The sequence below is a fragment of the Rubrivivax sp. A210 genome (genome assembly GCF_904426505.1).
Lineage (GTDB): Bacteria > Pseudomonadota > Gammaproteobacteria > Burkholderiales > Burkholderiaceae_C > Rubrivivax.
Genome location: NZ_CAJGBN010000056.1, coordinates 222,301 through 248,289 on the forward strand (window position 1 = coordinate 222,301; position 25,989 = coordinate 248,289).

At 70.8% G+C, this 25,989-nt stretch carries 29 protein-coding genes; 7 read left to right on the forward strand and 22 right to left on the reverse strand.

Translation table 11 applies throughout. The features are described 5' to 3' along the window. Positions 1 to 2 precede the first annotated feature (2 nt). Positions 3 to 635, reverse strand: coding sequence for a pyridoxamine 5'-phosphate oxidase (gene pdxH, locus JMV16_RS20835; RefSeq protein ID WP_201496236.1), 633 nt, complete (start codon positions 633 to 635; stop codon positions 3 to 5). Between the two features lie 140 nt (positions 636 to 775). Here pdxH and JMV16_RS20840 point away from each other — a divergent pair, with 140 nt between their 5' ends. Then, positions 776 to 1,363, forward strand: coding sequence for an NTP transferase domain-containing protein (locus JMV16_RS20840; protein WP_201496237.1), 588 nt, complete (start codon positions 776 to 778; stop codon positions 1,361 to 1,363). Here JMV16_RS20840 and JMV16_RS20845 read toward each other — a convergent pair. Then, positions 1,276 to 1,980 (reverse strand): gamma-glutamylcyclotransferase, encoded by a 705-nt coding sequence (locus JMV16_RS20845; RefSeq protein ID WP_236580633.1) that lies wholly within the window; start codon positions 1,978 to 1,980, stop codon positions 1,276 to 1,278. The genes JMV16_RS20840 and JMV16_RS20845 overlap by 88 nt on opposite strands. A gap of 107 nt (positions 1,981 to 2,087) precedes the next feature. Here JMV16_RS20845 and edd point away from each other — a divergent pair, with 107 nt between their 5' ends. Both edd and eda read left to right on the forward strand, forming a co-directional pair. Further along, the gene (edd, locus tag JMV16_RS20850; protein WP_201496238.1) at positions 2,088 to 3,905 is read left to right on the forward strand and encodes a phosphogluconate dehydratase; all 1,818 of its coding nucleotides are present in this window, start codon (positions 2,088 to 2,090) and stop codon (positions 3,903 to 3,905) included. A 14-nt stretch (positions 3,906 to 3,919) separates the two neighbouring features. Next, positions 3,920 to 4,552 (forward strand): bifunctional 4-hydroxy-2-oxoglutarate aldolase/2-dehydro-3-deoxy-phosphogluconate aldolase, encoded by a 633-nt coding sequence (gene eda, locus JMV16_RS20855; RefSeq protein WP_201496239.1) that lies wholly within the window; start codon positions 3,920 to 3,922, stop codon positions 4,550 to 4,552. Here the strand turns inward: eda and JMV16_RS20860 are convergent, their stop codons facing one another. The 12 genes from JMV16_RS20860 to JMV16_RS20915 form a co-directional block, all read right to left on the reverse strand. After that, positions 4,553 to 5,170: an FMN-binding negative transcriptional regulator gene (locus JMV16_RS20860; RefSeq protein ID WP_201496240.1), complete on the reverse strand. Its 618-nt coding sequence runs from the start codon at positions 5,168 to 5,170 to the stop codon at positions 4,553 to 4,555. A 13-nt stretch (positions 5,171 to 5,183) separates the two neighbouring features. Next, the gene (locus JMV16_RS20865) at positions 5,184 to 5,618 is read right to left on the reverse strand and encodes a VOC family protein (RefSeq protein WP_201496241.1); all 435 of its coding nucleotides are present in this window, start codon (positions 5,616 to 5,618) and stop codon (positions 5,184 to 5,186) included. Positions 5,619 to 5,660: 42 nt separating this feature from the next. Beyond that, positions 5,661 to 6,197: a PaaI family thioesterase gene (locus JMV16_RS20870; RefSeq protein ID WP_201496242.1), complete on the reverse strand. Its 537-nt coding sequence runs from the start codon at positions 6,195 to 6,197 to the stop codon at positions 5,661 to 5,663. 21 nt (positions 6,198 to 6,218) lie between these two features. After that, complete coding sequence (locus tag JMV16_RS20875; protein WP_201496243.1) at positions 6,219 to 7,016, reverse strand: SDR family NAD(P)-dependent oxidoreductase; 798 nt, start codon at positions 7,014 to 7,016, stop codon at positions 6,219 to 6,221. 23 nt (positions 7,017 to 7,039) lie between these two features. Then, positions 7,040 to 7,999 (reverse strand): MBL fold metallo-hydrolase, encoded by a 960-nt coding sequence (locus JMV16_RS20880; protein ID WP_201496244.1) that lies wholly within the window; start codon positions 7,997 to 7,999, stop codon positions 7,040 to 7,042. 29 nt (positions 8,000 to 8,028) lie between these two features. Continuing rightward, complete coding sequence (locus JMV16_RS20885; RefSeq protein WP_201496245.1) at positions 8,029 to 9,234, reverse strand: hypothetical protein; 1,206 nt, start codon at positions 9,232 to 9,234, stop codon at positions 8,029 to 8,031. A gap of 17 nt (positions 9,235 to 9,251) precedes the next feature. Beyond that, positions 9,252 to 9,689: an ExbD/TolR family protein gene (locus JMV16_RS20890; protein WP_201496246.1), complete on the reverse strand. Its 438-nt coding sequence runs from the start codon at positions 9,687 to 9,689 to the stop codon at positions 9,252 to 9,254. A 27-nt stretch (positions 9,690 to 9,716) separates the two neighbouring features. Further along, positions 9,717 to 10,163 (reverse strand): ExbD/TolR family protein, encoded by a 447-nt coding sequence (locus tag JMV16_RS20895; RefSeq protein ID WP_201496247.1) that lies wholly within the window; start codon positions 10,161 to 10,163, stop codon positions 9,717 to 9,719. Positions 10,164 to 10,212: 49 nt separating this feature from the next. Further along, positions 10,213 to 11,049, reverse strand: a complete 837-nt coding sequence (locus tag JMV16_RS20900; RefSeq protein WP_236580634.1) for a MotA/TolQ/ExbB proton channel family protein — start codon at positions 11,047 to 11,049, stop codon at positions 10,213 to 10,215. A gap of 61 nt (positions 11,050 to 11,110) precedes the next feature. Then, positions 11,111 to 11,770: an energy transducer TonB gene (locus tag JMV16_RS20905; protein ID WP_236580635.1), complete on the reverse strand. Its 660-nt coding sequence runs from the start codon at positions 11,768 to 11,770 to the stop codon at positions 11,111 to 11,113. Positions 11,771 to 11,986: 216 nt separating this feature from the next. Next, the gene (gene miaA / locus JMV16_RS20910; RefSeq protein WP_201496248.1) at positions 11,987 to 12,922 is read right to left on the reverse strand and encodes a tRNA (adenosine(37)-N6)-dimethylallyltransferase MiaA; all 936 of its coding nucleotides are present in this window, start codon (positions 12,920 to 12,922) and stop codon (positions 11,987 to 11,989) included. Continuing rightward, complete coding sequence (locus JMV16_RS20915) at positions 12,919 to 14,163, reverse strand: Bcr/CflA family efflux MFS transporter (protein WP_201496249.1); 1,245 nt, start codon at positions 14,161 to 14,163, stop codon at positions 12,919 to 12,921. Before JMV16_RS20915 ends, miaA begins: the two co-directional genes overlap by 4 nt. A 90-nt stretch (positions 14,164 to 14,253) precedes the next feature. On the opposite strand from JMV16_RS20915, the gene JMV16_RS20920 reads away from it, so the two are divergent. After that, a complete protein-coding gene (locus JMV16_RS20920; RefSeq protein ID WP_201496250.1) occupies positions 14,254 to 15,015 on the forward strand; it encodes a ParA family protein in 762 nt (253 codons plus the stop codon). A gap of 74 nt (positions 15,016 to 15,089) precedes the next feature. On the opposite strand, the gene JMV16_RS20925 is transcribed toward JMV16_RS20920, so the two are convergent. Both JMV16_RS20925 and JMV16_RS24330 read right to left on the reverse strand, forming a co-directional pair. Beyond that, on the reverse strand, positions 15,090 to 17,201 hold the full coding sequence (locus tag JMV16_RS20925) for an Ig-like domain-containing protein (RefSeq protein WP_201496251.1): 2,112 nt from the start codon (positions 17,199 to 17,201) through the stop codon (positions 15,090 to 15,092). 130 nt (positions 17,202 to 17,331) lie between these two features. Further along, entirely contained in the window at positions 17,332 to 18,063 is a 732-nt protein-coding gene (locus tag JMV16_RS24330; protein ID WP_236580636.1) for a pseudouridine synthase, read from the reverse strand. A 530-nt stretch (positions 18,064 to 18,593) separates the two neighbouring features. On the opposite strand from JMV16_RS24330, the gene JMV16_RS20935 reads away from it, so the two are divergent. Continuing rightward, positions 18,594 to 19,289 (forward strand): tetratricopeptide repeat protein, encoded by a 696-nt coding sequence (locus JMV16_RS20935; RefSeq protein WP_201496253.1) that lies wholly within the window; start codon positions 18,594 to 18,596, stop codon positions 19,287 to 19,289. Here JMV16_RS20935 and JMV16_RS20940 read toward each other — a convergent pair. The 6 genes from JMV16_RS20940 to JMV16_RS20965 all read right to left on the reverse strand — a co-directional run bounded on the left by JMV16_RS20940 (position 19,273) and on the right by JMV16_RS20965 (position 23,616). Next, on the reverse strand, positions 19,273 to 19,542 hold the full coding sequence (locus JMV16_RS20940; protein ID WP_201496254.1) for a YbeD family protein: 270 nt from the start codon (positions 19,540 to 19,542) through the stop codon (positions 19,273 to 19,275). The genes JMV16_RS20935 and JMV16_RS20940 overlap by 17 nt on opposite strands. Beyond that, the gene (locus tag JMV16_RS20945; RefSeq protein WP_201496255.1) at positions 19,542 to 20,408 is read right to left on the reverse strand and encodes a D-amino acid aminotransferase; all 867 of its coding nucleotides are present in this window, start codon (positions 20,406 to 20,408) and stop codon (positions 19,542 to 19,544) included. The genes JMV16_RS20940 and JMV16_RS20945 overlap by 1 nt, the downstream gene beginning before the upstream one ends. A gap of 63 nt (positions 20,409 to 20,471) precedes the next feature. Then, positions 20,472 to 21,617 (reverse strand): D-alanyl-D-alanine carboxypeptidase family protein, encoded by a 1,146-nt coding sequence (locus tag JMV16_RS20950; RefSeq protein WP_201496256.1) that lies wholly within the window; start codon positions 21,615 to 21,617, stop codon positions 20,472 to 20,474. Positions 21,618 to 21,689: 72 nt separating this feature from the next. After that, on the reverse strand, positions 21,690 to 22,016 hold the full coding sequence (locus JMV16_RS20955; RefSeq protein WP_201496257.1) for a (2Fe-2S) ferredoxin domain-containing protein: 327 nt from the start codon (positions 22,014 to 22,016) through the stop codon (positions 21,690 to 21,692). A 25-nt stretch (positions 22,017 to 22,041) separates the two neighbouring features. Further along, positions 22,042 to 23,169 carry a VanZ family protein gene (locus JMV16_RS20960; protein ID WP_201496258.1) on the reverse strand — a complete coding sequence of 376 codons (1,128 nt, stop codon included), beginning with the start codon at positions 23,167 to 23,169 and terminating at the stop codon, positions 22,042 to 22,044. A 12-nt stretch (positions 23,170 to 23,181) separates the two neighbouring features. Next, on the reverse strand, positions 23,182 to 23,616 hold the full coding sequence (locus JMV16_RS20965; RefSeq protein ID WP_201496259.1) for a CopD family protein: 435 nt from the start codon (positions 23,614 to 23,616) through the stop codon (positions 23,182 to 23,184). A 221-nt stretch (positions 23,617 to 23,837) separates the two neighbouring features. Here JMV16_RS20965 and hemB point away from each other — a divergent pair, with 221 nt between their 5' ends. After that, positions 23,838 to 24,842, forward strand: a complete 1,005-nt coding sequence (hemB, locus tag JMV16_RS20970; RefSeq protein ID WP_411565057.1) for a porphobilinogen synthase — start codon at positions 23,838 to 23,840, stop codon at positions 24,840 to 24,842. A gap of 20 nt (positions 24,843 to 24,862) precedes the next feature. Continuing rightward, complete coding sequence (locus JMV16_RS20975; RefSeq protein WP_201496260.1) at positions 24,863 to 25,960, forward strand: magnesium transporter CorA family protein; 1,098 nt, start codon at positions 24,863 to 24,865, stop codon at positions 25,958 to 25,960. The last annotated feature ends 29 nt before the right edge of the window (positions 25,961 to 25,989 follow it).

Sequence of the window (25,989 nt, forward strand, 5' to 3'; positions counted from 1 at the left end):
CCTCAGGGCGCCAGGCGCTCGCGCACCCAGGCCTCACCCTCGAGCCGGTAGCGCAGGCGGTCGTGCAGACGGCTCTTGCGGCCCTGCCAGAACTCCCACAGCTCGGGCCGCAGGCGGTATCCGCCCCAGTGCGGCGGGCGCGGCGGGTTGAGCGCGTACTGCGCAGCGGCCTTGGCGGCGCCGGCCACCAGCAGGGCGCGCGAAGTAATCACCTGGCTCTGCGGCGAGGCCCAGGCGCCCAGGCGCGAATCGAGCGGGCGCGTCTTGTAATAGGCATCGGACTCGGCCGCGCTGGTCTTCTCGACGCGGCCCTCGATGCGCACCACCCGCTCCAGCTCGACCCAATGGAACTGCAGCGCGGCCAGCGGATGGGCGGCCAGTTCGCGGCCCTTGCGGCTGTCGTAGTTGGTGTACCAGACGATGCCTTGCGCATCGAAGCCCTTGACCAGCACCACGCGGGTCGACGGCCGGCCGTCGGTGCCCACCGTGGCCAGGGTCATCGCATTGGGCTCGGGCAGCTGCGACGACAGCGCCTGCTCGAACCAGCGCTCGAATTGCTTCAGCGGGTCGGCCTCCGAGGCCGATTCGTCGAGCGCGTCGCGCTCATAGCTCTTGCGCAGATCGGCGATGTCCATCGCTGCAGTATAGAAAGCTAGGGGGTTAGCGTCCCCGGGGAAGGCCGTAAGTGAACCCCCCACTATCCCGCGGCGGGCGGGGCGGCCATTCTCGTCTCAGAGGAAAAGCGCCCGCAGCCCAGAAGCCGGCCCCAATAACGATGAGATTCCGTCCCACCATCGTCGTGCCCGCAGCGGGCCGCGGCAGCCGTTTTGCCGGCCCGCAGCACAAGCTCGAGCAGCCTTTCGGCAGCGCCACGGTGCTGGGCTGCACCGTGCGCCAGGCCGTCCAGACGCAATTGCCGGTGGTGGTGGTCACCACGGCGGCACTGCAGCACCTGGTGGCCGAATTCCTGGCCACGCGCGACATCGTGGTGCTGAGTCCGGCCGACGCGGCACGCGGCATGGGCCACAGCATCGCAACAGGCATCTCCGAGCGCTCGGGTGCGCCGGGCTGGCTGGTGCTGCCGGGCGACATGCCCCTGGTGCGCCCGTCCAGCATCCTGGCCGTGGCCACGGCGCTGGAGCAGCATGCGGTGGTCTGCGCCCAGCACCGCGGCCGGCGCGGCCACCCGGTGGGCTTTGCCGCCGAGCTGTATTCCGAACTGATCCTGCTGCGCGGCGACGAGGGCGCGCGCCGCCTGATTGCGCGCTACCCGGCTCAGGGGCTGGAACTCGACGACCCCGGCGTGCTGCTCGACGTCGACACCTCGTCCGACCTCGAAACCCTGCGCCGCACCTCGGGCTGAAGCAGGCCATGGCGGCGCGCGAGCGCCACCAGGCGCTCGATCTCGCGGTCGCGCACGCCGCGCTCGCGCAGCGCGGCCGAGGTCTCGGCCAGGTAGTCCAGCGTGCTGCCGCAACGCCCGCGCGCATGGCGCAGGATGTGCAGCACCTCGTCGTCGGGCAGGTGGGGCAGGAAGGCCTCGCTGCGCCGGCTCAGCGTGAAAGCCAGCGCCAGCACCGTGCCCTCGCGTGTGCGACAGGGCAGCAGGCGCGGGTCGTAGACGCCAGTGGGCATCTCGCGCGCCCACAGGCGCTCAAGTTCCTCGTCGCCGTTCTCGGGCCGCAGCCGGTAGACCATGCCGCGGCAGGCGCCGCCCGGCAGCAGCGCGAACACCAGCCCCGGCTGCTGCGGCGTGCCGCGGTTGATGCGCGAACGCATGCGCAGCGCGCGGTGCCAGCCATGCACCAGGGCGGGGCGGTGCTCGGCGGCGTCGAACTCGGGACGCCAGATCAGCGAGGCGTAGCCGAAGATCCAGCGCTCGCAGCGGCCCTGCCACTGCCGGCGCAGTTTCTGCAGCGACTCGGCCGGGTCGCTGACCATCAGTTCGGGGTCTATGGGCGCCTGCACGGCCGCCAGCATCGCACGGTTACCCGGCCCCCGGCAATGGCCCTGACGGCACCAGCGATGGCGTTGACGATGTAACTCAGTTACTTGATAATGGACAGACAGGTTACAAGGTCGCCCGCATGAAGCAAGCCCTCATCGACGTCACCCAGCGCATTGCGCAACGCAGCGCGCCCACCCGGCAGGCCTATCTGTCCCGCATCAACCGGCTGGTGAACCGGCCACCTGGCGCCGAGCGCATGGGTTGTGCCAATGTCGCCCACGCCTTCGCGGCCCTGCCCGGCGGCGACAAGTTCCGCGTCGTCGCCGAGAAGGCGCTCAACATCGGCGTCATCACGGCCTACAACGACATGTTGTCGGCCCATCAGCCCTACGAGGGCTATCCGGCGCTGATCCGCGACGAGGCACGCCGCCTGGGCGCCACGGTACAGGTGGCCGGCGGCGTGCCGGCCATGTGCGACGGCGTCACCCAGGGCCTGCCCGGCATGGAGCTGAGCCTGTTCTCGCGCGACACCATCGCGATGGGCACGGCCGTGGGCCTCACCCACGATGTCTTCGACGCCGTGCTGCTGCTGGGCGTGTGCGACAAGATCGTGCCCGGCCTCTTGATCGGCGCGCTGCACTTCGGCCACCTGCCCTGCGTCTTCGTGCCCGCCGGGCCCATGAGCAGCGGCCTGTCGAACAACGAGAAATCCAAGGTGCGCGAGCAGGCGGCACAGGGCCTGGTGGGCCGCGCCGAGCTGCTCAAGGCCGAGAGCGCGGCCTACCACGGCCCCGGGACCTGCACCTTTTACGGCACGGCCAACAGCAACCAGATGCTGCTCGAGGCCATGGGCCTGCATGTGCCGGGCGCGGCCTTCGTCCACCCCCACGCCGGCCTGCGCGAGGCGCTCACGCGCGAGGCGGTGCGCACCGTGCTCTCGATCACCCGCGCGCAGCGCTTCCTGCCCATCGGCCGCCTGGTCGACGAGCGCGTCATCGTCAACGCCATGGTCGCGCTGCTGGCCACCGGCGGCAGCACCAACCACCTCATCCACTGGGTGGCGGTGGCGCGCGCCGCCGGCATCCTGATCGACTGGACCGACTTCGCCGACCTCGCCGCCGCCGTGCCGCTGCTGGCCCGCGTCTACCCCAACGGCAGCGCCGACGTGAACCAGTTCCAGGCCGCAGGTGGTCCCGGCTATGTGTTGCGCGAGCTGATGGCGAGCGGCGCGCTGCACGCTGACGTGGCCACCGTCAGCGCCCGCGGCATGGCTGCCTACGCCGAGGTGCCGGCGCTGGACGGCGGCGGCCAACTTGCCTGGAGCGCCCTGCAGCAGATCAGCGGCGACACCAGCGTGCTGCGCCCGGCCAGCGAACCCTTCTCGGCCACCGGCGGCCTGCGCCTGTTGCGGGGCAATCTGGGCCGCAGCGTCATCAAGACCTCGGCCGTGCCGGAAGATCGCCACATCGTCGAGGCGCCGGCCCGCGTCTTCACGAGCCAGGAGGCGCTGCAAGCGGCCTTCAAGGCCGGCGAACTCGACCGCGATGTCGTCGCCGTCGTGCTCTTCCAGGGCCCGCGCGCCAACGGCATGCCCGAGCTGCACAAGCTGACGCCGCCGCTGGCCGTGCTGCAGGGCCGCGGCTACAAGGTCGCGCTGGTCACCGACGGCCGCATGAGCGGCGCCAGCGGCAAGGTGCCGGCGGCCATCCACGTCAGCCCCGAGGCCCTGGCCGGCGGCCCGCTGGCGCGCGTGCGCGACGGCGACCTGATCCGCCTGGACGCGGTGGCCGGCACGCTGGAGGCGCTGGTGGACCCCGCCGTCTGGGCGTCACGCGTGCCCGCCACACTCACGGCCGAACAGGCCGAGGTCAACGCCCACGACCTCGGCCGTGAACTCTTCGCCGGCATGCGGCGCAACGTCAGCAGCGCCGAAGAAGGCGCGGTGACATGGCTTTGAAGGCAGGAAACGACATGAAGGACCCGCTCGAACTCGTCGCCCACGGCCCGGTGATCCCGGTCATCGTGATCCAGCGCCTGGCCGACGCCGTGCCGCTGGCGCGCGCCCTGGTGGCGGGCGGCGTGTACGTGCTCGAGGTGACGCTGCGCACGCCGGTGGCGCTGGCGGCGATGCGCGAGATCGTCGCCGCCGTGCCCGAGGCCATCGTCGGCGCCGGCACCATCCGTTCGGTGGCCGACGCCCAGGCGGCCAAGGACGCCGGCTGCCGCTTCGGCGTCAGCCCCGGCTACACCAGCGACATCGGCCATGCCTGCCGCAACATGGGCCTGCCGCTGCTGCCGGGCGTGGCCTCGGCCAGCGAGGTGATGGCGGCCAATGCTGACGGCTACAGCTTCCTGAAGTTCTTCCCGGCCACGGCGGCCGGCGGCATACCCATGCTCAAGGGCCTGGCCGGGCCTTTTGCCGATGTCGCCTTCTGCCCCACCGGCGGCATCACGCCCGAGACCGCGCCGCAATTCCTGGCCCTGCCCAACGTCAAGGTCTGCGGCGGTTCGTGGCTGACGCCGCAGGACGCCATCGACGCCGGCGACTGGGACCGCATCACCGCGCTGGCCCGCGCCGCCTCGGCGCTGCGCCCGGCGCGCTGATCAGGGTTTCGGCAGCACCAGGGCGGCCATCGCCTGGGCGCCGGCGTCGCCGGTGGCCATGCCGGCGGCCACGCCGGCACGGTCGGCCGCGCTCTTGTTCTGGCTGAGCTTGAACTTGCCCTCCAGGCGCTCGACCGCGATCTCGATGCCGACGATGGCAGCGAGCATCTGCTGGATGAAATCGGCCGGCGCATCACCCACCGCCCAGGGCGTGGGGCGGCCGGTTTCATGGCGGGCCGTGAGGCCGCTGACCAACTCGTGCAGCCAGGGCGCATCGTCCACCGCGCGCAGGCGGCCATGGGCGTGGACGACGGCGTAGTTCCAGGTCGGCACGACCTTGTGGTGCTCGGCCTTGGACGGGTACCAGGACGGCGAGACATAGGCCTGGGCGCCACGGAAGATGGCCAGCACTGGCTGGCCCGCGGCCGCACGCCACAGCGGGTTGGCACGCGCGACATGGCCGCGCAGCACCTGCGCCGCTTCGTCGTACTGCAGCGGAATGTGGTCGGCCGTGGGTTCGCCGTCCTGCACCGAAACCAGCGCAGCCAGCGGGTGGGCCTGCATCAGCGCCACCAGCGCGGCGCCGTCTTCCTGCCTGAAGTGGGCCGGCTGGTACATGGTGGGCGGCAGCCTACCAGTTGCCGACGTTGGGCATCGATATCCACGGCTCGGCCGGCGCCAGCGCGCCACCGGCCTGCAGCAGTTCGACCGAGATGCCGTCGGGCGAGCGCACAAAAGCCATGCGACCGTCGCGCGGTGGGCGGTTGATGGTGACGCCGGCGGCCATCAGGCGCTGGCAGGCAGCGTGGATGTCGTCCACCGCATAGGCCACATGGCCGAAGTTGCGGCCGCCGGTATAGACCTCGGCGCGGCCGTCGGCGTCGGGCCAGTTGTAGGTGAGCTCGATCTGCGCCTGGCTGTCGCCCGGCGCGGCCAGGAAGATCAGCGTGAAGCGGCCGGCCTCGATGTCGCGGCGCGACTGTACCTCGAGCCCCAGGGCGTCGCGCCAGAAGTGCAGCGAGGCCTCGACATCGGTCACGCGGACCATGGTGTGAAGGTATTTCATGGCCGCCATTGTCGGTCAGGCCGGCAGGTCGGACACGGCCTGTCAGGCCGGCATGTCGAACACCAGGCAGGTGGTCGAGCCATGGGCGTAGAGGCGGCCGTCGGGGCCGACCAGGCGGGCGTCGGCAGTGGCCGTCTGCCCGCCCAGGTGGATCAATCGGCCCTCGGCGCGCACGCGGGCGACCTTGTCGCTGAGGGCGCGGATCATGTTGACCTTCAGCTCCAGCGTCGTATAGCCCTTGCCGGCCGGCAGCGCCGAGTGCACGGCGCAGCCCAGGGCCGAATCGAGCAGGGTGGCAAACCAGCCGCCGTGTACGCTGCCCATGGGGTTGTAGTGCTGCGGCCCGGGTCGGCCCTGGAAGACCGCGTGGCCGGGTTCGATGTGTACGGGCAAGAAGTCCAGCGTCTGGCCTATGGGCACGCGCGGCACCTGGCCGGCGAAGAGGGCCTCGAAGAGCGCCATGCCCGGCTTGCCAGCGAAGTGCTCGCGGCGGGCGACGCCGGTTTCGGGAGCGAGGCGCTCGCGCACGGCTTCTTCCTCGGCCAGCCAGCGCGCCAGGGTCTCGTCCGGGGTTTTCATGGCTTGGCTGCGCCCCGGGGCTCAAGCCGGCGGCACGGTGTAGTTCAAGGCCATGCGCCCGCCATCGACGACGATGATCTCGCCGGTGACGTAGCTGGCGGCATCGCTGAGCAGCCAGGCCACGGCGTCGGCAATCTCCTCGGGCTCGCCCAGTCGGCGCATGGGCGTGCGGCTCATGATGCGCTCGCGTGCCTCGTCGCTGGTGAGCACGGCGCTGCGCGCCAGCTCGGTGGCGATGGTGCCCGGCGCCACCGCATTGACGCGCAGGCCCTGGTCGGCCAGGGCCAGCGCCATCACGCGGGTGAGCTGGTCGATGGCGCCCTTGCTGGCGTTGTAGCTGGCAATGCTGGGTATGGCCAGGCGGCCGTTGACCGAGCTCATGTTGACGATGGCGCCGCGCCGCGGGCCGGCGTTGCCGACCATCGCGCGTGCGACGGCCTGGCCAACCAGGAAGGCGCCCTTGAGGTTGATGGCGATCACCGCATCCCAGTCGGTCTCGGCGATGTCGAGAAAGGCCGCGGCCTTGAAGATGCCGGCGTTGTTGACGAGGCCGTCGACATGGCCGAAGGCGGCCAGCGTGGCCGTCAGTGCCGCGTCGACCTCGGCCTTGCTTGCCACATTGCAGTGGCAGTAGAGGGCTCGCGCGCCGGCGGCCTGCAGCTCGGCGGCCAGGGCCGAGCCGGCGGCGTCGGCCACGTCCCACAGCGCCACCGCGGCGCCGTCGCGCGCCAGGCGCTGCGCACAGGCCGCACCGATGCCCTGGGCCGCGCCGGTGATCACGACGACGCGGCCTTCGAGACCGAAATGAACGCCTGCCATCTTTTCGCCCCTTCAGTCCGGATTCAGCGGCGGTCGAGCCAGATCGCCATGCCCTGGGCATCGAGCTCGATGTCGATGGCCAGCAGCTCGGCAACTTCGGCGCGGCCCAGCGTGCAGCCGTGCGCGGCCAGGCTGTCGGCGAAGATGCCGAGCAGGCCGGCCTTGAGCGCCTCGTGGCGCGCGGTGGCTGTGCCGGCCTGCCGATGGATGGTCCGGCCCAGCGCCACCATCTCGTCGAGCAGCGCCAGAAACTGCGCGCCCAGCCGCGACACGCCGGTGACGCGGCCGAAGTGGGTGAGGTAAAGGCAGTCGGGCTGCGCCGCCATCAGGCGCTCGACCGAAAGCCTCAGTTCATCGGGTTCGAACTGCACCGGCGTCGTCGTCGGCACGATCCAGGGCCCGCGCCCGGTGTCGAACTCGCGGTAGCTGAGGCCGAAGGTGTCGCCGGTGAACCAGCCGCGCGTGACCTCGTCCCACACGCAGTGGTGGTGACGCGCATGGCCGGGGGTGTCGGCAAAGCGCAGGCGGCGGCCGGCCAGGCTTACCTCCATGCCCTCTTCGGTGGCACACACACGCTCGGCCGGCACCGGCACAATGCCACCGTAGGAGCGCGTCATCTCTTCGGCGCCATAGACCGCGGTGGCGCCCATCCACAGCGCCTTGGGGTCGATCAGGTGGCGCGCACCCCGCGCGTGGACCAGCAGCGTGGCCTGGGGGCATTGCTGCATCAGCCAGCCGGCGCCACCGGCGTGGTCGAGGTGGACGTGGGTGGGGATGACGTAGTCCACCGCGGCGGGCGCCAGCCCCAGTGCCGCCAGTGCCGCCATCAAGCGCGGCGCGCCAATCTGCGTGCCGGTGTCGACAAAGGCGGCGCGGCCGTCCTGCACCAGCAGGTAGGCGGCATCGAAGCGGTCGCGGTGGAAGCCGGTGTCGACGGCAAAGACGCCGCCGCCGAGATCGACGACGAAGGGCAGCGGGGCCATGCGGCCGGTTGCGCGCGGCGCGGCAGGGCTCAGCCCGCGCCCAGGATGGTCCACAGTCGCGCGATGTCGGCCGCGCCATCATTGCCCTTGACGCTGCGCAGCGTCTGCAGCGCGGCGGCCTTGGACTTGGCCGATTGCAGCTGGGCCATGCCCAGGCGCAGCTTGGCATCCTCGGGGCGCTTGAGATTGCCCTTGGCGATGCCCTTCTGGATCAGCTCGATGCCCTTGTCGACCTGGCCCAGCGAGACGTGGGCGTAGCCGACCTTGACCAGGCCGTCGCCTTCCTTGAAGCCCTCGGCCTCGCTGGTCTGGGCGGCCAGCGCGGCCTTGGATTCGGCCTCTTGCTTGACGGCCAGCTCGCGCAGGCGCTGGTGGCGGCCGGCCTCGGCGCCCGTGCCCAGGGCGCCGGCCTTGAAGCCCTGGTCGGCGATGCTGCGCGCCTCGGCCGGCAGGCCGGCCTGCAGGCTGAGCTGGGCCATCTCCATGAAGTCCTCGGTCTTGGTGAGCGTGCCACTGGCCAGGCGCAGGCGCAGCAGGTCGAGCGTGAAACGGTCGGCAAAGCCCGGCTTGCGCGCCAGGCGGCCGAGGTAGGCGCTCCAGTAGTCCTTCTTGGGATAGTTGAACAGCAGTTTCTCGAGGCTGCCGGCATAGCCATTGAGGTTGCCGGTGCGCTGCTGGGCATCGGCCAGGCGCAGCAGTTCGCCCTCTTCGGGGCGGCGGCCGGCCTGCTCGGCGGCGGCCACAGCGGCGCCGGCGTCGCGGGCGATGGCGGCAAAGTCACCGCTGGCCGATTGCAGATAGCTCTGCAACTGCTTGACGGTGGGGCTGGTGTTGCCGGCCGCCACTGCCTTGTTCAGCCATTCGATGGCCTTGGCATTGTTCTTCTGCTGGGTGTAGGCCGAGGCCAGCTGCTCGGCCAGCTGGCCCTGCTCGGCGCCGGCCGCCTTGGCGTGTACGGCCTCCAGCGCCTGGATGGCGGTGGCCCAGTCGCCCGCGCGCTGGGCGGCGGCGGCCTTCATGCGGTCTATGGTCAGCTGTTCGGTGGCCGTCTTGCCACCCACGGCGTCGGCGTCGCGCACCTTGGCCAGGGCCTCCTTGGCCTTGCCCGCGCGCAGCAGCTCGCCGGCCTGCTTGAGCGGATTGCCGACCTCGGGCCGCACGCCCTGGGCCTGGGCCAGGCTCAGCGAGGCGCAGGCCGCCAGGGTCAGGACCAGGGTGCGAAGGCTCTTGCTCATGGGACGCGGGGTTCTCTTCAGAGGAATTGCTCGTTGCCGACGATGCCGATCTTGGTCACGCCCAGGCGCTGGGCGGTGGCCATGATCATCGCCACATGCTTGTAGACCACCAGCTTGTTGGGACGAAGGTGTACCTCAGGCTGGTCGGACAGGGCCGCCACGGCGGCCAGGCGAGCCTCGATGGCGGCGCGGTCGCCGGCCTGGATGACCTCGCCGTTCCAGCCAATGGTGCCGTCGAAATCGACGTCGATGCGGATGATCTCCGGCGGCCGCGGCGGCGGCGCCGCATTGTTGGGCACCGGCATGTTCATCTTCACCGCATGCGTCTGGATGGGGATGGTGATGATGAACATGATCAGCAAGACCAGCATCACGTCGATCAGCGGCGTGGTGTTGATATCAACCATCACGTCGGGCTCGTCACCGCCGCCGCCACTGCCTATGTTCATGCCCATGTTTTCAATCCCATTTACGCGGGACTCCTAGTTCAGCCGGGCGGCGGCGCCCGCCGGCGGCTCGGTGATGAAGCCGACCTTGTAGATGCCCGCACGCTGGCAGGCCACGACGATGCGGCCCACCGATTCGTAGCGCACCTCGTTGTCGCCGCGGATGTGGACCTCGGGCTGGGGCTCCTTGACCGACTCGACCTTGAGCCGCGCCACCAGGGCCTCGGCATCGGGCATGCGCTCCATGCCCCAGTAGACCTCGCCGTCGCGGTTGACCGCGATGACGATGTTCTCGGGCTTGGTCTGCGTGGGCAGATTGCGTTCCTTGGGCAGGTCGAGCTTGATCGACTGCGTCACCACCGGGATGGTGATGAGGAAGATGATCAGCAGCACCAGCATCACGTCGACCAGCGGCGTGGTGTTGATGGTGTTGTTGAGCTGTTCCTCGCCGTCTTCGGCGGCGGGGCCTACGTTCATCGCCATGCGGATTCTCCTGCGCTGCCGGCGTGGGGCCGGGACAGCCTGGCGGCTGTCACGAGCGCTTGCCGGCGATGAGCACGTTGAGCAGGTCGCCGGCGAAGGCCTTGGTCTCGTCCATCACGGCCTTGTTGCGGCGGATGAGCCAGTTGTAGCCCATCACCGCGGGCACCGCGACGGCCAGGCCGATGGCGGTCATGATGAGCGACTCGCCCACCGGGCCGGCGACCTTGTCGATGCTGGCCTGGCCGCTGATGCCGATCTTGACCAGGGCGTTGTAGATGCCCCAGACGGTGCCGAACAGGCCCACGAACGGAGCCGTGGAGCCGACGGTGGCAAGGAAGGCCATGCCGTCCTGCAGCCGGCCCTGGATGTTGCCGACGGCGCGGTCGATCGACATGCTGATCCAGGTGTGCTTGTCGATGGTCTCGACCATCGTGCCTTCGTGGTGATCGCTCGAGGTGATGCCGCGCTCGGCGATGAAGCGAAAGGCCGAGCCTTCCTCGAGGGCGCCGACGCCAGCCTTGATCGAGCTGGCCTTCCAGAACGAGTCGGCCGAGCTGCGCGCGCTCTTGAGCATGGCGCGCTGCTCGAACAGCTTGGTGAAGATGATGTACCAGCTGCCCATCGACATGATGACCATGATGATGAGGGTGCCGCGGGCGACGAAGTCGCCCTGCGTCCACAGCGCCTTCAGGCCATAGGGGTTGTCGACGGCTTCTTCGGTGACGGCGGGCGCCACCGCGGCCGGCGGCGCCGCGGGGGCGGGGGCCGAGGCGGCCTGGGCCAGCGCGGCGGTGGGCAGGCTGCAGGCCAGCACCAGGCCGGCCAGCGCCGAGGCGAGCGTCTTGGCCAGCCACGAGCGGGCATTGTTGAACTTGGTCATGGTCATGTGGAACTCCAAAGGAACGGGCCGGCGCGGCCCCGCAGGCCACGCGCGTGGGGAGAGAGAACTAGTCGGTGATCTTCCAGACGTAGGTGACGCGGGCGGTCAGCTTCTCGGGCTTGCCGTCGAGCGTGCCCGGCGTGCCCTTGCAGGCCTTCACCGCCTCGAGGGTGAGGCGGTCGAGCATCTTGTGCTCGCGCGTCGGGCCGGCCGATTTCTCGACCGTGGCCTCGTTGATCACGCCATTGGTGTCCATGGTGTAGACCACGACCACCGTGCCCTGGGCCTCGGCGCGGCGCGCCGCGGCGTTGTAGTCGGGGCGGTCGCACTTCGACGCGAAGTCGATCTTGGGCTCGACGCGCACCGGCGCCCGCGGCGGGGCCGGCGGCGGCGCGATGGTCACTGGCGTCGGCGGCGGCGCGACCTGGGTCGTGGTGATGGTCGGCGCCGGGGTCGGCGGCGGGTTCACGTTGACCTCGGGCGGTGGCACGAAGGACGGCGGCGGCGGCGCGAACTTGGGCGGCGGCGGCAGGTTCTCGGGCGGCGGCGGCGGCGGCGGCTTCACCTCCTCGATGATCTTGGTCTCGAGCGGAGACTTGATCACCTCGACCAGGCGTTGCGCGAGGCCGTTGACCAGCGCCCAGCCGATCAGCAGGTGCAGCACCAGCACGAAGCCGAAACCGACGGCGTGCCTGCCCGGATTGCGTTGTTGTTGGGCGAAATCCACTCATCCCTCCAGGCCGTGCCGCACATGAGATATCGCGCGGTACGCCGTAATGTCCCGAATCCAGCCTCGTGAGCCGGCATGACCGGATGCGGTCAAGGCGCGGCACTATATCGCGAACCTCCGCGCACCCACTCGGGGCATCACCCTAGGTGCGGGGGGTCGCCGGCTGGTGCATGCAAGCTTGCAGGACAGGCCAGCAAGATCGATGCCGCACGGTCATGTCCGGCCGGCGAGATCCATCAACAGGCCGACCGCGTGCGCCGTGGCGCCGTCGGCATCGCAAGCGATCACATGGCGTTCGGGGCTGGCGCGGAGCCAGGTCAACTGGCGCTTGGCAAGCTGGCGGGTGGCGGCCAGGCCGCACGCACGCAAGCCGTCCAGGCGGCCCGAATCCAGCGCCTCCCAGGCTTGGCGGTAGCCGACGCAGCGCATGGCGGGCAGGCCAGGATGCAGGTCGCCACGCGCTCGCAAGGCCTTCACCTCGTCGACCAGGCCGGCAGCCAGCATGGCGTCGAAGCGCTCGGCGATGCGCCCGTGCAGCCAGGCGCGCGACTGCGGCTCCAGCGCCACCAGCGGCCACCCGGCCGCAGCCGGCGGCGGGCGTGCGCCGCCCTGGGCATGCCAGTCGCTGAGTGTGCGGCCGCTGGCGCGCCAGACCTCGAGCGCGCGCTGGATACGCTGGGCATCGGCCGGCGCCAGGCGCGCCGCGGTGGCGGGGTCGACGCGAGCCAGTTCGGCGTGCAGGGCCGGCCAGCCGAGCGCCGCGGCTTCGCGGTCGATGGCGGCGCGCACCTCGGCGTCGGCCGCCGGCATTGCGTCCAGGCCCTCGCGCAAGGCCTTGAAGTACAGCATGGTGCCGCCCACCAGCAGCGGCAGGCGGCCACGCTGCCGGATCTCGACCACCAGCCGCTGCGCATCGGCGGCAAAGCGGGCCGCCGAATAAGCCTCGCGAGGGTCGAGGATGTCGATCAGGTGGTGGGGCACGGCGGCGCGCTCGGCGGCGCTGGGCTTGGCGGTGGCTATGTCCATGCCGCGGTAGACCAGCGCCGAGTCGACGCTGATGATTTCCAGCGGCAAACGTTCGGCCAGGGCCAGCGCCACCGCGGTCTTGCCCGCGGCGGTGGGCCCGGCCAGACAGATTGCGGCGCTCATCCCGACACCGGCCCGGCGCGGTGGACGCGCTGGACCAGGGTCCAGGCCACGACCGCGGTGGCCACGGCCCAGAAGGCCAGGCCATAGGCCAGAGGCCGCGTGCTGCCGTCCAGCGCCACGCCCAGCCAGCGTCCGACGACGAAGGCCACCAGCGCCAGCAGGAAGCCGGCCAGCGCCGAGGCGGTGCCGGCGGCACGCGGAAACGGCGCCACCACGCCAGCCTGGCCGCAGGGCTGGTGCAGGCCATGGCCGAAGAGGTAGAGGCATTGCGGCAGCAGCACCGCCCACACCGCCTGCACGCCGGCGGCGGCCAGCCCCGCCGCGAGCAGGCCGCCGGCCAGCGTGAAGAAGGCGCCGCGCTTCACCGTGGCCGTCATGCCCAGGCGGCCTATCCAGCGCCGGCACACCAAGGTGGACAGCAGGTAGGTGAAGGAGCCCACGGCCATCGCTGCGCCATAGGCGGCAGGCGAGAGGCCCAGCACGTCCATGTAGACGAAGGACGAGGCCGCCAGCACGATGAAGAGGCCGCCATAGGTACAAGCCACGAGCAGGGCCCAGGCCAGGAAGACGCGGTGTACCGCGATCTCGCGCCAGCTTTGCAGCAGCGGCGCCCACGAGGTGGCCCGAGGGTTGAGCCGGCTCGCGGTTTCGGGCAGGCGCAGTGCGACGAAAGCGAGTGTGGCGGCGCCCGCCGCGGCCACCAGTGCGAGCGTGCCGCGCCAGCCCCACAGCGCCGCCGCCGCACCGCCGGCCAGAGGCGACGCCAGGGCGATGGCGCCCAGCCCGGTCAGCGCCAGCGCCATCACCTGGGCGCCTTCCTGCGGCTCGTAGAGGTCGCGCACGATGGCGCGCGCACACACCACGGCCGCCGCCATCGCCGCGCCCTGCAGCACGCGCCAGACGATGAGGGCGGTGATGCTGCCGGCCATGGCCGCGCCCAGGCTGGCCGCGGTGTAGAGCGCCAGCCCCCACAGCAGCACCGGGCGCCGCCCGACGCGGTCGGCCACCGGGCCCCAGGCGAGCTGGGCGAAGCCGAAGGCGAGGATGAGGGCCGACATCGTCAGCTGCGCCGAGGCCATCGAGGCGCCCAGCGCCGCCGTGAGCATGGGCAGGGCCGGCAGGTAGATGTCGGTGGTCACCGGCTGCAGGCCCAGCAGCAACGACAGCGCCAGGGCGGCCAGGCCGGGGGCGACGGTCACCATGGCAACGGGAGCCACGGCGGCCGGTGGAGAAGTCGACATCGGGCGAGATTAGCAGGCGGACGCGGCGAAAGCGCCGCAGGTGCTGCGATGCACAATCCGGGTTTCGCCATCCAGACCAGGGAACCCTGCATGCGCCGCGTCGTGTTCAACCAGAAGGGCGGGGTCGGCAAGTCGACCATCACCTGCAACCTCGCCGCCGTGGCGGCCAGCCAGGGACAGCGCACGCTGGTGGTGGATCTCGATCCCCAGGCGAATTCGACGCGCTACCTGATAGGCGATGCCGACCCCGGCGCCGGTGCTGCCGAGTTCTTCGGCACCACGCTCAGCTTTGCGATGCGCGCGCCCAAGACCGCCGAATACATCGTCGAGACACCCTTCGAGAACCTGCACCTGATGCCCTCCAGCGGCGCGCTCGAAGAGCTGCACGGCAAGCTGGAGAGCCGCTACAAGATCTACAAGCTGCGCGATGCCCTGGCCGAGCTGGCCTCCAGCTACGACGAGATCTGGATCGACACCCCGCCGGCGCTGAACTTCTACACGCGTTCGGCGCTCATCGCCGCCGAACGTTGCCTGATCCCGTTTGATTGCGATGACTTCTCGCGCCACGCGCTCTACGGCCTGCTCGAGAGCGTGAAGGAGATCCAGGCCGACCACAACGCGGGGCTGGAGGTCGAGGGCATCGTCGTCAATCAGTTCCAGCCGCGCGCCAGCCTGCCGCAGCGCGTGGTGGCGGAGCTCATCGCCGAAGGCCTGCCGGTGCTGCAGCCCTACCTCAGCGCCAGCGTCAAGATGAAGGAATCGCACGAGGCGGCGCTGCCCATGGTGCATCTGGACGCGCGCCACAAGCTGTCGCAGGAGTTCCTGGCGCTGTACCAGGGACTGGCGGCCTAGGCCTCGGCGCAGCCGCGGCGCAGGCCGTCATCTGCTGCTGCAGCGGATGACCGCCCCGGGTTCGCGCGGCGGCGCTACTTCGTCGCCGCGCCCCGATCCACGAGACGCAGCACGCGCGCAATGATGGTGACGGGCGGACCGATGGCCGTCGCGATCGTCACCACCTCCAGCACCCACAGCGACGAGCCCTGTCGCGCCAGCGGCGTCCAGGTGCGGATGCGCTGGCGCGCCGGCGCGCCCGAGCGGATTTCGACGGTGTCCACCGGCCCCGGCACGAGGGACCAGGTGGTCGGGTTCGATGTCGGCTCGGTACCGGCGGCAGTCCCGATGTTGAGGCCAGTGCCGTCGTCGAACAGGGCATGCTCCACCAGCTGGCTCGCGTTGCGGAACACTTCCCAATGGCGGGCGAAGCCCGCGATGCTGAACGTCAAGGCCCCGCCGGCATGCACCGGGATGCTCGCGACGACGCCGTTGCCGATGAACCCGCCCCCGGCCGTGATCGGGGCCATGGCGAGCCAGCGCTCGCTGCCGTCGGCATCGACCGCCAGTCGAACGTAGTCGTTGGCGATGAAGGTCTGGCCGGCGATGGTCTGCGCGAGTGAAACGGTGTCCGCGGCCACGCTGACGGTGTAGCTGGCCGTCGGATCGGTCAGCGAGCTGCCGGCGCCACCGCCGCCGAACGCGATCACGTCCTGCGCCAGTTCGGTGCGCGGCAGGTTGTTCGGCGCGCTGGCGAGGAACGTCTTCGCAAAGCCGCCCCAGCGGCTTCCGGTGGCGAACTCGGTCGCGCTGACCGGCAGTCGGTTCGCCAGGTCGAGCTCGCGCATCGTCTGGCCGGGGGTATTGGCGGTGGCCAGCGTCACGGTCGTTCCAGCGCGCGAGCCGTCCAGGTAGGTCTGGGTGGCCACCACCGTGACGTCGTAGGTCGCCGCCGCCAGCGCGTGCCGGCGCAGCACCAGCGCCGTCTGCGACACCTGCAGCTCGTTCTGGAGGCCCGTTACCGGATCCAAGTCTTCGCTGAAGCCGCTGACCAGCAGCGGCTGCGGAAAGGTCAGCGTGATACCGCGGTCGTCGCGCGACCAGGTGCAAACCAGGGTCCCGAAGTCGCCACGCACCTGCGCGTTGCCGTTCGCGAAGAAGCTGACCAGATAGGCCGCATCGGGCCCGATGCCGGTGCCGTAGTAGGCGAGGGTCCGGCCGGCGAGTTCAGTCGCCGCCGGTGGCGCGGTCAGCGGCAAGCTGGCCCGGGCCGACTGCAGCGCGGCGTCGAAGGCCGCCGGGTCGGCTGCCACGGTGGTGGCCAGGAAGCTGGAATAGGTCGTTGCGTCGGACACCAGAGACCAGACGTCGGCCTTGCCGGCGGGCAGGGCCACGCCGCCGTCGACGACGCGCTGGATCAGCGCCGCCATGTCGCGCGCATCGTCCAGCGACACGCGCGCCAGGGCGGCGTCCAGCTGTGCGGCTGTAGTCGGCAGCGTGCCGCCGTTGGCCGGGATCGCAAGGGCCGACATGGCGGTACTGTGGTGGGTGGCGTCCAGACGGGACAGCGTGGCGGCGTCGATCCGGCCGCCACCGGAGGCGGTCACCAGCGCGCCAAATTCGCCGACCAGTGTGCGCAGGCGCGCGACGCCACCGGCGCCGACGGCGTCGATGCGGACGAAGTCGCTGGATGCGGCGCTGCGCACGGTGACAGCGAACGCCCCGTTCGCGCCCGCCGTCGCGGTGAAGCTGCGGCCGGCCACGTCGGCGGTGACAGCGGCGCCAGGCAATGGTGCGTCACTGGCGGTTCCGGCCAGCACCAGTTGCGCTTCGACGCTGACGCTGACCCGCGCCGCAGAGGTGGCGCCGCCGTCATCGGCACGCGCGGTGTAGCTGAAGCTGTCGCTGCCGTAGTAGCCGCTCGCGGGCGTGTAGACGATGCGGCCGTTGCTGACCGAAGCCGTGCCATGAGCGGGCGCGCTCACCGACAACAAGCTCAGTCCGCCGCTGCTGGCGCGGTCGTTGCCAATGACGTCGACTGTCGCAGGCGCGTTCCAGGTGGCGGTCGCCGTGTCGTCGGCGAGCGCCAGCGTCGCGGCCGGAGGTGCTGGCGGAGAGCCGCCCCCACCCCCGCCACAACCTGCCAGAACCGAAATAACGACAGCGCCAAGCACGACTCGGCCGCGCAATCCGATGGTTGCGAACATGTATTCCTCCCCGTTTTCAAAAGTCTACAAGGCGCGCCACCGGGTTGTACTGGCGGGGAACCGCTGCCACGCAGCGGCCGCTGCAGCGCTGGCGGTCGACAACGGGCAGGCGCGCGCCGCGGCGCGTGACTCAGAAGCGCTCGTCGTCGCGCAGATAGCGCCACTGCCCCGGCGGCAGTTGCCCCAGCACGACGCTGCCGATGCGCACGCGCTTGAGTCCGACGACGCGCAGGCCCACCAGTTCGCACATGCGGCGGATCTGGCGCTTGCGGCCTTCGCGCAGCACCACCCGCAGCTGGTCTTCGTTTTGCCAGCTCACCTGGGCCGGGCGCAGCGCCACGCCGTCGAGCTCGAGGCCATGGCGCAGCAGCGCCAGGTCTTCGTCGGGCAGGCGGCCGGGCCGGCTGTATTCGACGCGCACCAGGTATTCCTTCTCCACCCGCGTCTCGTCGCCGATCAGGCGCTTGGCGATGCGGCCATCCTGGGTAAAGACCAGCAGGCCGGTGGAATCGATGTCCAGCCGCCCGGCCGGCGCCAGGTGGCGCAGATGGGCACCGCGGAACTCGAGACCCGAGCGGTCCTCGACCCAGCGGTTGGCCGGCGTGACCAGGGTCAGCGCCGGCTCGTGGCCGTCCTCGGCCTGGCCGCTGACATAGCCGATGGGCTTGTGCAGCAGCACGGTGACGCGGCGGGCCTGCTCGACGCGGGCGCGCTCGTCGATCGCAATCGCGGCATCAGCCGCGACGCGCTGGCCCAGCACCACGGCCTGGCCGTCCACGCTCACCCAGCCGGCCTCGATCCAGTCGTCGGCCTCGCGCCGCGAGGCCAGGCCGCGCTCGGTGATGAGCTTGGAGACGCGCACGCCTTCGGCGGCGGCGGCGGGCTCAGGCCGCTGCGATGGTTCAGGTCGTCGCGCGGGCTGGTCCGGCTGGGGCCGGGGCCCAGCTTGCGGGCGCGGTGCGCGGTCTGGGGCGGGCGCCCGGTCAGGGCGCGCGACCGGCCGGTCGGGGCGAGGGGGGCGATCCTGGCGGTCGGGACGCGGCGGACGTTCCGGGCGCGGGGGCGGCCGCTCGGCGCGTGCGGGCGACCGGTCGGGACGGGGCGGTCTGTCGGCGCGCTCTGGCCTTGCGCTGCGTTCGTTGCGCTCGGCGGGCGGGGCCGCGCCGCGCTCGGCCAGCGGCGGCCGTGGCGGCTTGCGCGGCGCCGTCATCGCGCGAACCGGGGCACGCAGGGGATCGCGCGCCGGGGCGCGGGCTTTGACGCTGAGCTTGGGGCGGTCGGCCATGCGGGCATTGGACCACGGCCACGGCCTCGTCCATCGCCGTGCTCGAGCGCAAACCTCCCGCGTAAGGCAGCATGGCCGGCCACCGACGAAAACCCATGAAGCCGCCCTTGCCTGCCCGAACATGGATCAGCCGCTGCCTCGCCGCCGCCCTTTACGGCTGGACCCTGCTGGCCCAGGCCCTGCCGCCGGCCCAGCAGGCCCGCCTGGACGCCGCCGTGCTGGACTACGAGGCCGGCCGCCACGGCGCCGCCCGCGCCGCCTTCGAGCGCTTGGCGCGCCAGGGCGTGGCGGCGGCCGACTACAACCTCGCCGTGATGCACCTGCGCGGCGAGGTCCCGCGCCCCGACCTGCGCCGTGCCGAGCAGGGCCTCGAGCGGGCCGCCGAGCGCGGCTTCGTGACGGCGCAGTTCATGCTGGGCCAGAGCCTGGAGAACGGCGCCCTGGGCCGGCGCGACCTGGTGCGGGCCCACGACTGGTACGAAAAAGCCGCCACGGCCGGCAGCATCGAGGCCCAGCTCGCGATGGGCACGGCCTGCTACCTGGGCCGCGGCCGCCCGCGCGACGCCGCGCTGGCTGCGCACTGGTACCGCGAGGCGGCCAAGGGCGGCGATGTCGGCGCGCAATACCTGCTGGCCTCGATGTACGAGCAGGGCGAGGGTGTGGCGGCCGACCTGCGCCTCGCGAGCTACTGGTACGCGGCGGCGGCGCGCCAGGGCGATGTGGCCGCGCCCTACAAGCTGCGCGAACTGGAGGCGCGCGGCGCTGCCGCAGCGGCTGCAGACCCGGCTACAGCACCACCTTGACCATCGGATGGGTGCTGAGCGTGCGGTAGAGCTCGTCGAGCTGCGTGCGGCTGGTGGCGGTGACGGTGAGCGTCAGCCCCAGGTATTTGCCGCCCTTGCTGGGGCGGCGTTCTATGCTGGCCGGGTCGAAGCCAGGATCAAAGGTGCGCGCCACGGCCACCATCGCGTCCTCGAAGCCCTCGGCCTGCTGGCCCATCACCTTGATGGGAAAGGGGCTCGGGTATTCGATCAGGCTGGGCCGGTCGGCTTCCATCAGATGGACATCCTGGCCTTGGCCTGCTGGTAGGCCTCGTACAGGCGACCATAGACAGGCCCCGGCTTGCCGCGCAGCGCACCATGGCCAACGGGCTCGCCATCGATCTTGGTCACCGGCAGCACTTCCTTGGTGGCCGAGCTGAGCATCACCTCGTCGGCCGTGCGCACATCGGCCTCTGAGACGGGGCGCAGGTTGTAGGCAATGCCGCAGTCCTCGCACAGCTCGCGCAGCAGCTCGACGCGTATGCCCTCGAGCACATGCTCGCTCTTGGGCGGGCCCAGCAGCGCGCCCTCGTGGACGACCCAGACATTGCTGGACGAGGCCTCGGTGAGCATGCCGTCGCGGAAGAGGATGGTCTCCACGCAGCCGTGGTCGGCCGAGATCTGGCGCGCCAGCACATTGCCCAGCAGGCTGGTGCTCTTGATGTCGCCGCGCTCCCAGCGGAAGTCGCGTGCCGTCACGCAGGCCACGCCCTGGTGGCGCTGCTCGGCCGAGGGCGGCTTCATGGTCGTGGCGAGCATGAAGACCGTCGGCACCAGCCCCTGGGGCATGACGTGGTCGCGCGGCGCCACGCCGCGGCTGATCTGGATGTAGAGCAGCTGGTCCTCGGACGCCTGGGCGTGTACCAGGGTGCGGCAGCGCTCCAGCCACTGCTCGCGCGTGGCCGGGTTGGCGATGCGCAGCTTGGCCAGGCTGCGGCCCATGCGGGCGATGTGCTCGTCAAAGCGGAACAGGCGCCGGCCGTAGACCGGCACCACCTCGTAGATGCCGTCACCGAAGATGAAGCCGCGGTCGAGCACCGGGATGCGCGCCTCGGACAGGGGCAGGAACTCGCCGTTCAGGTAGCACAGGGCGTCATTCATCGGAGGCTTTCTCGGGTGACGGCAAATTGTGGCACTGCCGTCACGCCTGGCGCCTTCACTTCTCTACTTGATCCAGAGCCGGATCGAGTCCCAGGCGCGACCGAAGAGGCCGGCCAGCGGCACCGGCTCCAGCACCACCAGCGGCACCGTGGCCACCGGCGTGCCGGCGGCGGTGGTGATCTTGATGGCGCCCACCTGCTGGGCAGCAATCAGCGGCGCCAGCAGCGGGTCGGTGCGCTCGACCGTGGTCTTCAGCTTGTCGCCCTCGCCCTTGGGCACGGTGACGTAGAGCGCGCCCGGCGCGCCCAGCTTGGCCTCGGGCTGGGCGCCCTTCCACACCGGCACCGTGACCACGGGCTTGCCGGCCTCGAACAGGCGCACCGCATCCCAGGCCTGCCAGCCCCAGTTGAGCAGCTTCAGGCTTTCGGCGGCGCGCGCCTCGCGGCTGGCCGTGCCCATCACCACGCTGATCAGGCGGCGCTTGCCGGCCGGCGTCTCGCGCGCCGAACTCGCCACCAGGCAGTAGCCGGCGGCTTCGGTGTAGCCGGTCTTCATGCCGTCGACCGAGGGGTCGCGCCCGAGCAGCAGGTTGCGGTTGTCCTGCTTGATGTTGTTGAAGCTGTACTGCCGCATCGAGTAGATGGGGTAGAAATCGGGGTGCTCGGTGATGATGTGGGCCGCGACCATGGCGACATCGCGTGCGCTCATGTGGTGGCCCGGCTCGGTGAGGCCGGCGACGTTCTTGAACTGCGTGTTCTTCAGGCCCCAGGCCTTGGCCTGGCGGTTCATGGCCTCGACGAAGGTCTCGACCGAGCCCGCCACGCCCTCGGCCAGCACAATGGCAGCGTCGTTGCCGCTCTGCACGATGAGGCCGCGCAGCAGCTCGCTCACCTTGGGCGTCATCGTGGTGTCGATGAACATCAGCGAGCCCCCGGCGCGGCGCTCGTCCCAGGCGCGACGCGACACCGTGAGCGTCTGCTCCAGCCCCAGCTTCTTGTCACGGATGGCGTTGAACACCAGGTAGGCGGTCATCAGCTTGGTCAACGAGGCCGGCTCGCCGGGCACGTCGGCCTCGCGTTCGGCCAGCACCTGGTTGCTGTTGAGGTCGAGCAGGATGTACTGGCGCGCCGCCACCTCGGGCGGCTGCGGGGTCTGGGCAGAGGCGGCCGCGCAGCAGGCGGCCAGGAAGAAGGCGATCAGCGTTTTCATGGCGGGAATGGGTCAGAGGTGCGCCGGCGTCGGCGCACGGGAACAGGGCTCGCGCCGCAGGGCGCGCGGCGTTCAGCGGCCGATTTCAGGCGCCAGCAGCAGGCGCTCGACGACCTTGCCCTGCTTGAGATGCAACTCGACGATCTCGTCGATGTCGCTGTTGTCGACGAAGGTGTACCAGGTGGCCTCAGGGTAGACCACGGCCACCGGGCCGCCGGCGCAGCGGTCCAGGCAGCCGGCCTTGTTGACACGCACGCCGCCCGGGCCGTTGAGCCCGGCGGCCTTGACGCGCGATTTGCAATGATCGAAGGCGGCCTGGGCGCCGTGGTCGGCACAGCAGGCTTCGCCGCCACTGCGCTGATTGAGGCAGAAGAAGATGTGATGCTGGTAATAACTCATTGACGGATTGTAGGCAGTGATGATTTCAGCGCCCGGCGCGGGGTCGGGCCGCCAACTGGGCCAGCAACCAGACCATCGCCGCATAGGGCCAGAGCCAGCCCACCCACTGGGCCAGGCCGTGGAAGCGCACGAAGCGGCCCTGCTCCCAGGCCTGCAGGCTTTGCGCGAAATAAGGGTTGTCGGGCGCCTGGGCCACCCCGGCGACGAGGCCGGTGAAGACCACCAGGCCGAGGCCGGCAGCCAGCCGCCGGGGCAGCGGCGTGGCGATCAGGGCCAGCAGCAGGCCGGCCGTCAGGCCTGGCACGGTGGCCGGCGAGATCCAGGCCAGCGCATGGCTGGGGCCAAAGTTCAGCAGCGTCGAAACCGACATGCCGGCCACGCCCACGACCGCAGAACCCGCCGCCATGGCCAGCCGCCGCCAACCCGGCGCGGTGGCCGCATAGGCCACCAGGCAGGGCGCGAGCAGGCCCAGCGCCACGATCAGCGCTTCGGAAAGCGGGCGCAGCGGTGTGCCGGCCGGCGGCGGCGCCGCCAGCAGGGCGTGGGCCGCGCCGGCCCAGGGCACGTCGGCCAGCAGTTCGGAGAGCCCTTCGCGCAGGCGCTCGCCCACCTGGCCCAGGCCCAGCGGCACCGGGGTTGGGAAGAGCAGGCCCACCGGCCACAGCGCCAACAGGGTCAGGGCCATCGCCGCCTCGCCCTCGAACCAGCGCTGGCGCAGCCGTGACCAGCGGTCGACATAGCCCAGCGCGTCGGCCGCCAGCGCCAGCATCGCGCCCGCCACCGCCCCGGCCGCGTTGAGCGCCAGGTCTTCGCGCGACGGCACGCGCTGCGGCACGAAGTGCTGCATCAGCTCGCAGAAATAGGACAGCAGCGCCGCGCTGGCAAAAGCCGCCAGAACCGCGCCCAGCCGTCCGGCGCCGCCGCGCCGCGCCGCCACTGCCAGCAGCAGGCCCAGCGGCATATAGCCCAGCAGGTTGGACCAGGTGTCGAAGGCCGGGTGGTAGACCGAGCGCGGCAGCACGGCCAGCGCCAGGAGATCCTGGCCCGGCGGCCAGCGCCAGCCGTCGAAGGGATAGAGGCTGGCATACAGCACCAGCGCCACATAGGCCAGCGCCAGCGGCACCGAGGCGCTGCGGGGGCGGGCGCCGGGCATGGCAGGCCTGGCCTAGAAGGGCTTGACGACGACCAGCACCACCACCGCGGCGAACAGCAGCACCGAGACTTCGTTGAAGACGCGGTACCAGCGGTGGCTGCGCCGGTTGGCCAGTTGCTCGAAGCCGCGCATCAGCGAGCGGCACATGTGGTGGTAGCCGACCACGCCCACCACCAGGGCCAGCTTGGCGTGCATCCAGCCGCTGCCGCGGCCTACGCCCAAGCCCAGCCAGAGCCAGAAGCCCAAGGCCAGCGCCGGCAGCATCAGCAGGCTGGAGAAGCGGTAGAGCTTGCGCGCCATCAACAGCAGGCGCTCGCGTTCGGCGTGGCTGTCGGCCGGCACCATGGCCAGGTTTACGTACAGGCGCGGCAGGTAGAACAGGCCCGCGAACCAGCTCGCCACGAAGACGATGTGCAGGGCCTTGACCCAGAGATAGGTATTCCCCATCGGGCCATTATGGCGGCCACAAAAAAGCGCCCCGGCACAGGCCGGGGCGGGTAAGCCTTATCGCTGTCATCACGCTAAGGCACCTGCTCAGGGAGGAAAAGCAGGGGATGAAAGCCTCGCAGCTATCATCCGGGAACGACTTTATCAGGTTGATTTCGAGTGCGCTACGCAGGTAAGGCCGCATTGCGCGGCATTCCTTTGCGCATAGTCAGGAGATTGTCTTGCATACACCCCCGGGTTTTCCCCGCAGCCGCCCGCGCCGCCTGCGCCGTGACGCCTTCACCCGCGCCATGGTGCGCGAGAACCGCCTCGCCCCCGAGGATCTGATCCTGCCGGTCTTCGTGCTCGACGGCCAGGGCCAGCAGCAGGACGTGGCCAGCATGCCCGGCGTACAGCGGCGCAGCGTCGATGGCCTCTTCGCCGTGGCCGAGGAATGCCTCGCCCTGGGCGTGCCCGTGATGGCGCTGTTCCCAGTGATAGATCCCGCGCTCAAGACGCCCGACGGCCGCGAGGCGCTCAACCCCGAGGGCCTGGTGCCGCGTGCGGTGCGCGAGCTGAAGGCACGCTTCCCGACCCTGGGCCTGCTCACCGACGTCGCGCTCGACCCCTACACCAGCCACGGCCAGGACGGGCTGCTCGACGACAGCGGCTACATCGTCAACGACAGCACGGTGGAGGTGCTGCGCCGCCAGGCCCTGATCCAGGCCCAGGCCGGCGTCGACATCGTCGCCCCCAGCGACATGATGGACGGCCGCATCGCCGCCATCCGTGACGATCTCGAGGCGAACGGCGCCATCCACACCCGCATCATGGCCTACAGCGCCAAGTACGCCAGCGCCTTCTACGGCCCCTTCCGCGATGCCGTGGGCTCGGCCAAGAACCTGGGCAAGGGCGACAAAAAGGTCTACCAGATGGACCCCGGCAACAGCGACGAGGCCTTGCGCGAAGTCGCGCTGGACATCGCCGAGGGTGCCGACATGGTGATGGTCAAGCCCGGCATGCCGTACCTGGACATCGTGCGCCGCGTCAAGGACGAGTTCCGCATGCCCACCTTCGCCTATCAGGTGAGCGGCGAATACGCCATGCTCAAGGCCGCCGCCGCCAATGGCTGGCTCGACCACGACGCGGTGGTGATGGAGGCGCTGCTGGCCTTCAAGCGCGCCGGCGCCGACGGCGTGCTGAGCTATTTCGCACTCGACGCGGCGCACCTGATGAAGCGCGGCTAGGCCGCGGCTGAAACACGCCGATGCGCGTCTTCCACGTCCTTCCTGATCGCTTCACCGAGTTGCCCGGCCTGCCGGCCGAGTTGCCGGCCGGCGGCTTTCTGTGGGTAGGCAGCGCGCGGCGCGAATTCGAGGTCGGCGTGGCCGAGGTGCAGGCGGCTCTGCAGCGCCTGGCCGGTGGCCAGCTGGTCGACCTGCACGCGTCCGACCTGCTGAACAACCAGCTGCCCAGCCACTACGACTACACCTCCTGGTACGACATCATGGTGTTCCGGCGCCTGGCGCCCGGCGCCGGCACCGAAGGCCTCTTCGTCGACGACAACACCGGCACCGCGGCCACGGCCCGCCAGGCGCTGGCGGCCATCGACACACGGCCGGTGGGCTTTGCCGCCTTCGATCAGCTGCTGCTCACCGTCCACCCCGCCGAATGCGCGGTGCTCGACCACTTCGCCGCCCGCCTGGCCGGCCTGGTGGCCGGCAGCGACGGCCGCGGCGCCACCCGCCTGCCCAGCAGCCCGGCCGACCTGATGCTGCGCATGGTCAACCACATGGTCGACAGCTACCTCGACCTGCGGCGCCTGCTCACACGCCAGCTCGGCTATCTGCAGGCCCAGCTGCTCGACCCCAAGAGCCGCTTCGACGACTGGTCGCTGCTGCTCGAATCGCGCAACGCCCTGCACCTGCTGGAAGACACCTGCGAAGACCAGCGCAGCGCAGTGCAGGAATGGATAGACGCGCTCGCCGAATGGCCCGACGCCACCGACCCGCAGGCGCGGCGCGAGCGCGAGCTGCTGCGCGTGCGATCACGCGATGTGCAGGAGCATGTCGAGCGCGTGCTGGGCCATGTGCGGCGGCTCGAGCAGAGCGCCGAAACCGCGGTGCAGATGCATTTCAGCGCCTTGGGCCACCGCACCAACGACATCATGCGCACGCTCACCGTGCTGACCGCCATCTTCCTGCCGCTGAACCTGATCACCGGCTATTTCGGCATGAATTTCGAATCGCTGCCGCTGATCCACAACCCCTATGGCTTCTGGATCGCCAGCGGCGGCATGGTCTTCGTCGGCGTCACCCTGGTCGCCATCTTCCGCAGCAAGCGCTACCTCGGCCGCTCGCGTTGAGCCGGGCCGGGGCGGTGCGGCCCACACCG

Bases quoted from the DNA above. Each gene is read 5' to 3' on its own strand.
- pdxH (WP_201496236.1), bottom strand. From the start codon at position 635: ATGGACATCGCCGATCTGCGCAAGAGCTATGAGCGCGACGCGCTCGAC.
- JMV16_RS20840 (WP_201496237.1), top strand. From the start codon at position 776: ATGAGATTCCGTCCCACCATCGTCGTGCCCGCAGCGGGCCGCGGCAGC.
- JMV16_RS20845 (WP_236580633.1), bottom strand. From the start codon at position 1,980: ATGCTGGCGGCCGTGCAGGCGCCCATAGACCCCGAACTGATGGTCAGC.
- edd (WP_201496238.1), top strand. From the start codon at position 2,088: ATGAAGCAAGCCCTCATCGACGTCACCCAGCGCATTGCGCAACGCAGC.
- eda (WP_201496239.1), top strand. From the start codon at position 3,920: ATGAAGGACCCGCTCGAACTCGTCGCCCACGGCCCGGTGATCCCGGTC.
- JMV16_RS20860 (WP_201496240.1), bottom strand. From the start codon at position 5,170: ATGTACCAGCCGGCCCACTTCAGGCAGGAAGACGGCGCCGCGCTGGTG.
- JMV16_RS20865 (WP_201496241.1), bottom strand. From the start codon at position 5,618: ATGAAATACCTTCACACCATGGTCCGCGTGACCGATGTCGAGGCCTCG.
- JMV16_RS20870 (WP_201496242.1), bottom strand. From the start codon at position 6,197: ATGAAAACCCCGGACGAGACCCTGGCGCGCTGGCTGGCCGAGGAAGAA.
- JMV16_RS20875 (WP_201496243.1), bottom strand. From the start codon at position 7,016: ATGGCAGGCGTTCATTTCGGTCTCGAAGGCCGCGTCGTCGTGATCACC.
- JMV16_RS20880 (WP_201496244.1), bottom strand. From the start codon at position 7,999: ATGGCCCCGCTGCCCTTCGTCGTCGATCTCGGCGGCGGCGTCTTTGCC.
- JMV16_RS20885 (WP_201496245.1), bottom strand. From the start codon at position 9,234: ATGAGCAAGAGCCTTCGCACCCTGGTCCTGACCCTGGCGGCCTGCGCC.
- JMV16_RS20890 (WP_201496246.1), bottom strand. From the start codon at position 9,689: ATGGGCATGAACATAGGCAGTGGCGGCGGCGGTGACGAGCCCGACGTG.
- JMV16_RS20895 (WP_201496247.1), bottom strand. From the start codon at position 10,163: ATGGCGATGAACGTAGGCCCCGCCGCCGAAGACGGCGAGGAACAGCTC.
- JMV16_RS20900 (WP_236580634.1), bottom strand. From the start codon at position 11,049: ATGACCATGACCAAGTTCAACAATGCCCGCTCGTGGCTGGCCAAGACG.
- miaA (WP_201496248.1), bottom strand. From the start codon at position 12,922: ATGAGCGCCGCAATCTGTCTGGCCGGGCCCACCGCCGCGGGCAAGACC.
- JMV16_RS20915 (WP_201496249.1), bottom strand. From the start codon at position 14,163: ATGTCGACTTCTCCACCGGCCGCCGTGGCTCCCGTTGCCATGGTGACC.
- JMV16_RS20920 (WP_201496250.1), top strand. From the start codon at position 14,254: ATGCGCCGCGTCGTGTTCAACCAGAAGGGCGGGGTCGGCAAGTCGACC.
- JMV16_RS20925 (WP_201496251.1), bottom strand. From the start codon at position 17,201: ATGTTCGCAACCATCGGATTGCGCGGCCGAGTCGTGCTTGGCGCTGTC.
- JMV16_RS20940 (WP_201496254.1), bottom strand. From the start codon at position 19,542: ATGGAAGCCGACCGGCCCAGCCTGATCGAATACCCGAGCCCCTTTCCC.
- JMV16_RS20945 (WP_201496255.1), bottom strand. From the start codon at position 20,408: ATGAATGACGCCCTGTGCTACCTGAACGGCGAGTTCCTGCCCCTGTCC.
- JMV16_RS20950 (WP_201496256.1), bottom strand. From the start codon at position 21,617: ATGAAAACGCTGATCGCCTTCTTCCTGGCCGCCTGCTGCGCGGCCGCC.
- JMV16_RS20955 (WP_201496257.1), bottom strand. From the start codon at position 22,016: ATGAGTTATTACCAGCATCACATCTTCTTCTGCCTCAATCAGCGCAGT.
- JMV16_RS20960 (WP_201496258.1), bottom strand. From the start codon at position 23,169: ATGCCCGGCGCCCGCCCCCGCAGCGCCTCGGTGCCGCTGGCGCTGGCC.
- JMV16_RS20965 (WP_201496259.1), bottom strand. From the start codon at position 23,616: ATGGGGAATACCTATCTCTGGGTCAAGGCCCTGCACATCGTCTTCGTG.
- JMV16_RS20975 (WP_201496260.1), top strand. From the start codon at position 24,863: ATGCGCGTCTTCCACGTCCTTCCTGATCGCTTCACCGAGTTGCCCGGC.